Origin of the sequence: Persicitalea sp. (genome assembly GCF_041751555.1) — a bacterium.
GTDB lineage: Bacteria > Bacteroidota > Bacteroidia > Cytophagales > Spirosomataceae > Persicitalea.
In genome coordinates this window covers 1-5,048 of record NZ_JBGSXF010000693.1, presented here as the reverse complement: position 1 = coordinate 5,048, position 5,048 = coordinate 1, and the positions used below count along the sequence as shown (strand labels likewise).

Here is a 5,048-nt window from a genome sequence, read left to right as displayed (position 1 = left end):
GGAAAATACGGCGACTCTGTCACTGCCTGATCAACCTCTTTTAGACACTACCGACTGGTTTTGTAATAGAAATCTGGTATCACCGGGCATCGACCCGCTACTCGACCGCTACGGGTGATGCTGCGGACTCATGGTAAAAGGTAGCTTTCCACGCGCCATCGATTTTGGTGAAGAGCATCGTCCCCGCCTCTTCGAGTTTCATTTTCTCCCCAGTTTTGAGCGTAAAATTCATTGTAGCGAAGACGGTGTAGAGTACCTGAGTGTCCGACAGGACTCTGATGACTTCCCTTTTGGGAGTCACCGCCATGGTAGCAAACTGGTCGAAAGCATCCGCGTTCAGCTTTTTGAGTGAATCGTAGTCGCCGGCCGTGCCATCTGGATTGACCGCCAGAAATTCGGGCGTGTTTTCAAAGTAATTCATGCACGCCTCGATGTCCAGTTTTTCGACATCCTGGAAGAATGCTGTCGTGAGGGCCGAGATTTCTTTTTCGATGGTCTGCTTTTGCTCGGCGGTCATTTCCGAAACGTCGGTCGTTTTCGCAGCAGACTCGTTGGCGCTCGTGTTGCAGCCCGCAACAAACAGGAATAGGGCAGCAAATGCAGCCAGAACGGAAGTGAATTGTTTGATTTTCATTGGATTATTGGGTTTTGAAAGTGAGGAAAAGAAAAGAAGAAAATAGAAAGCCGCCTCCCAGCAGAAAACGCCTTTCTGTAATACAAACCTAATCTAATCGTATGAGGATCAGAATCTTTGAAATCATTTCTGCTTCATCATTTCGCGCGCCTTGTCGGCCCGCTCTTTGGCGGCGGCGAGGCCCATCTTGGCGGCTTTATCGTAGTACTCCGCCGACTTGGCATAGTCCTTGGCGTTCATGTAGTACTCGCCCATGCTGTCGTAGGCATTGGGCTCCTTCGGGGTCGTGGCGATGTACTTTTCGAGCGCCGCTTTGGCTTTGTCCATTTCCCCTTTTTTTATGTACATGTAACCCATCGTGTTGTAGTTGGGCCCGTACTTCGGACTCATCTTGGCCAGCTTTTGGGCATACGCCAGGCCCGCGTCCGCATCTTTCGCCGTGAAAAAGGCGTGTAAGGACGCCCACTCCGTAGCTTGGGGAGTTTTGGGATAGGCTGCCACCAATGCTTCCATTTCTTCGGTGGGCAGGTAGTCGAGGTCTTGCGCCCATTTCTCCATCAAGCCTCGCATGATTTTCTCGGCTTCATTGAAGTTGCTGGCATCGACGGCCAGCGCTTTTTCGATTATCGCTGGTTTTTCGGCCTTGGAAGCGAACTGTACGGCATTCACATGCGCCAGAAACAGATTCGGATCTTCGACCAGGGCCTCGGCGGTTTTTTTGTTGCCCTGCGCGAAGTGGACATTCCCGTAAAGTTCTGCCGCCTGGTGCAGCAGCGCTACGGCTTTTTTGGATTTGGAGGATGACGGCAGGTAGAAATCCTGCGCCGTCGTGAGGCAGGTGCTGCTCAGCAGCAGGACAAGGGAAAAGAGTAACGTTTTCATGAGTTTGAGTTTTAAAGTGAAAAGTTGAATTAAAGGGTGTGGCTGTCAGCATTGGCCTGCGCCCAACCAGGAGGAAGCCTATCGTGTCGAGTCGATCAGTTGCCAGAGTTCCTGATTCACCAATTGCCGGGTCGCTTCGATTTGTTTGCCGTAGGCCGTTAGGGTCATGCCCGGATGCACTTTCTTGATCGCCGCCGCCGCATCGCCTCCCTGCCCAATGTCGGCCCATTTGTCATAGGCATCGACGGTCAGGTAGTTGAACGGCTGGTTGCTGCCGCCCGGCAGTACCAAATCGTGCCTAGCCCAGCCTGCTCTCCCGCCCGACTTCATCATGGCTACGATCATGGGTTTCACCAACTTGGTTTCCATGGCCTCGTAGGCCGCTTCGTCACCCGGCTTCACCTTCATCATGTTGACCATAAGGTACTTGGGTGCAGTAGTCGCGTTGGGGTCAGCCGCTGCAAAATCGCTTGGGCGGAATAGCATGGCTGTCGTGAGATTCCGCATTTTATCGATGTTCATGGCGGCGGCAAGCTCCTCTTTGCTCAACAACTTCTCGGCGTCGGCGAACATGGTTCCCCAGGGGTTTTCCAATTTTTCCTGGCCTTGAATGAACGTCACCGTCACGTAGTCGTAAGCGGCATTTGTGCCGTTTGGGTAGCGCACAGCGAAAAAGTCCCAGCCGAGAATCAGGCCGCGCTTCACCCGTTCCTGGTGCAGTTTTTTCCAGACTTCCCGCTCTGTTTTTACATACGCTTCACTTTGGCCGGGCAGGGTTTTCATCGTTTCCACAATGGTGAATACGGGCGCTGGCGTTTGGGCTTGGAGCGATAGGCCACCCACAAAGAAGGTAGCGAGAATGAGGAGATTTTTGATCGTTTTCATTGGTTTGAGGTTTTTTAAAAGTTGAAAAAATTAGAAAAATTGGGAAAGTTGGAAATAACGTTGAGTAAATCTCTTGTAATCCTGACGGCGTTCTAAACGCTGACCGCGTTGGCTTGCGCCCACTCGTTAAACGGTACGTGAGCGGGCTGGAACTGTACCCCCAAATCCTGCGTCGCCGCCGCGCTGCTGTACACGGTACGTGCCGCGTCCACGGGTTCCTGTTCGTTGAGCATCAGCGTGATGTCCGATAGTTTGTAGCTGTCGCCAGTGAGCAGGTAGTTCTTGCCGTGCAGTCCGGCGGTGGTCGCGGCCCGGAAAATCCCCTCCGCCACATCGACCACCCACACGATGGCAAACTCGACGTTTTTCGCGAACATCATCTCCACGAAAGGATTGGGCGCGATCTTGTTTTTGAACAAATACTGTATCCCCATCGAGGAGGAATCGTCGCGGCCCGACAGCGACTGCCCCGCCACGAAGGTGGGATACACGCTCACGACCTCGAAACCCAGGTCAGGATGGGATTTTACGTACTTCCGCACCACCTGATCGGCGTAGTACTTGGCCTGGGTGTAGGGGTGGTCGTTGGTGTCGAGGTACGGTTCGTCCGCTTCGGTATATACGTCGTTGGCATACACGCCGTCATCCGGGCGACTGGGGACGGGCAGCGGGTAGGACGTGTTGAGCGAAGCGACCGAACCCACGAAAACCACTTTTTTGAGCGAAGCGATTTCACTCGCCACTTGCAGGAAGTTCTCGGTTCCCTTGATCGTCGGGTCGAGCAGGTCGCGCTGCGGGTCCTGCACGTCGAGTTGGAAGGGCGTACCGCTGTGGACGACGATGTCGCAATCCTGCAAGAAGTCACGCAGGGCGGCTTCGTCCTGCACGTCCATCGCCACGATTTCGAGATGGGACGCGGCGTTTTCCAACGCGTGGAGGTGCGCGTACTTTTCTTTTTGGGACAAATCCCGGACGGAAACGCGAACGTCGTAGCCTTCGGTCAGGAATTTTTTGGTGATGTGGCTGCCGATGAATCCGGCGCCACCGATGATGCCTGTTTTTTTCATGATTGTTTGGATTTGGTTTGTGGGTTTATTGAGATTTGATAGAGATTTGACAACTTTTTGAAAGTTGTCAAATCTCTCTACTTCGTGTAGCTATACGAAAGGTCAGGGCGCATTCTGCCCGTTTTTGTTTCCCGGCGGAGTACCAGCTTCATCAGTTCACCCATGAGTTCGTCGCCCACTCCCGCGAGCGCCTTTTCGTCGGCAGCGCTGACCGTCTCAAATTCTAACGCATCCTTGGCGGCTTCTTCCACGACGAAGTAGTTTTCGGCGGTTCCCAGGCGACTGATGTAAATGTTGTAGTGCATCTTGGGCTTCTTTTCCACGCTCAACTTCTTGATCTTTCCGAGCAGTTCACCCAGAGCCGTCTGATTCTCTGGCGTGTAATAGAAGTATAGGTACTTGCGGAAGGGTTTTTCCATCGGGAAGAAGGTCTCACCCTCGGGCATATACGACAGGCTTACGCTCCGAAGCAGCATATAATCGCGGTGGCTGGCGTAGCACTTATCGAAGTCCTTGAACATAGCCCGGAAAGCATCCTTCCCCATTCCTTCGCTCATGGCGGCCATTGGGTCTTTGTCCAGCGCGGCCAAATTTTCGATTGCGGTGACGGAAGTAAATGAGCCGTCGCTGCCCTGGATTACCGAAAAACTGTCTTCGAGTTTGTACTTTTTGGCATTGTCCAAGAAGACTTTGGAGGCTTTCTCGTACTCGGCCACCTTGCTGGGATACACCGGGTCTTCGTGCAGGTAAAGGAGTTGCGACTTGGGGGCGGCGTCCTGCGCCAGGAGGGCAGAAGTAGCCAGGACGGCGATGGACAATCCGAGTAAAGCGTTTTTGAGGGTTTTCATAATTGTGTGTTCTAGTGAAATGATTAATTAAAACTGAGGGTAAGCTGTTGATTTTAAATCCAAAGCGCAACCGATCTAGGACGAACGTAGGCGAAAACTGTCCGAACGTAGCGTTTTAGTTACAGGGGAGAAATTTTTGGATGCTGGATTTTGGACTTTGGACTGCAAGTCCGATATCCAAAGTCCAGCGTCCAATATCCTAATTCACCGCGATCAGATTCCGACCGGGTGCCTGCACCGCTGCGGGCGTACTCAGGCTGATAGTCTTGCGCTTCACCTCGCTGCCGTTGGCAACTTCTATGGTGTATGTGCCGTCCTTAACCTTGGTGAAGTCGAAGCGGCAGGCGTACTTCTTCGTCGAGCGGCCTACCCATTCTGAGTACAGTACTTTGCCGTCTTCGGTTAGCAGCCGCACGTTGACTCTTTCGCCCGCCTGCTTCTCCATGCTCAGTTGCATCTTCGCGGTCTGCTTCACCTGGTAGAGGCTGGTGTCGAAGGTGGGCGAATCAGTAGAGCTGGTCTGGACGGTGGCGATTTGCTCGTCCTCGGCCAGTTTCAGGGTGGGGTTTTGCGCCAGGGTAGCAGTAGAAGCGATCAGGGCGAGCATCAGGGTAATTCCGGTGTTTTTGAGCGTTTTCATGATTTTGAGGTTTTAAAAGGTTTATGGAGAAATGTGTGATTGAAAGCATTCGTGGTTTGACTGCCAGCGAACTCTACAAAGGTCGCGGGTTG

The 5,048-nt window shown here is 52.9% G+C and carries 6 protein-coding genes; all 6 read right to left on the bottom strand.

The features are described 5' to 3' along the window. Positions 1-97: 97 nt before the first annotated feature. The 6 genes from ACEW8P_RS24375 to ACEW8P_RS24350 all read right to left on the bottom strand — a co-directional run bounded on the left by ACEW8P_RS24375 (position 98) and on the right by ACEW8P_RS24350 (position 4,956). On the bottom strand, positions 98-634 hold the full coding sequence (locus tag ACEW8P_RS24375; RefSeq protein WP_373515667.1) for a nuclear transport factor 2 family protein: 537 nt from the start codon (positions 632-634) through the stop codon (positions 98-100). Between the two features lie 123 nt (positions 635-757). Beyond that, a complete protein-coding gene (locus tag ACEW8P_RS24370; protein WP_373515666.1) occupies positions 758-1,516 on the bottom strand; it encodes a tetratricopeptide repeat protein in 759 nt (252 codons plus the stop codon). Positions 1,517-1,594: 78 nt separating this feature from the next. Then, complete coding sequence (locus ACEW8P_RS24365; RefSeq protein ID WP_373515665.1) at positions 1,595-2,401, bottom strand: hypothetical protein; 807 nt, start codon at positions 2,399-2,401, stop codon at positions 1,595-1,597. A gap of 92 nt (positions 2,402-2,493) precedes the next feature. Then, on the bottom strand, positions 2,494-3,468 hold the full coding sequence (locus ACEW8P_RS24360; protein ID WP_373515664.1) for an NAD-dependent epimerase/dehydratase family protein: 975 nt from the start codon (positions 3,466-3,468) through the stop codon (positions 2,494-2,496). Between the two features lie 77 nt (positions 3,469-3,545). Next, positions 3,546-4,316, bottom strand: coding sequence for a hypothetical protein (locus tag ACEW8P_RS24355; RefSeq protein WP_373515663.1), 771 nt, complete (start codon positions 4,314-4,316; stop codon positions 3,546-3,548). 199 nt (positions 4,317-4,515) lie between these two features. Then, on the bottom strand, positions 4,516-4,956 hold the full coding sequence (locus ACEW8P_RS24350; RefSeq protein ID WP_373515662.1) for a hypothetical protein: 441 nt from the start codon (positions 4,954-4,956) through the stop codon (positions 4,516-4,518). Positions 4,957-5,048: the final 92 nt, after the last annotated feature.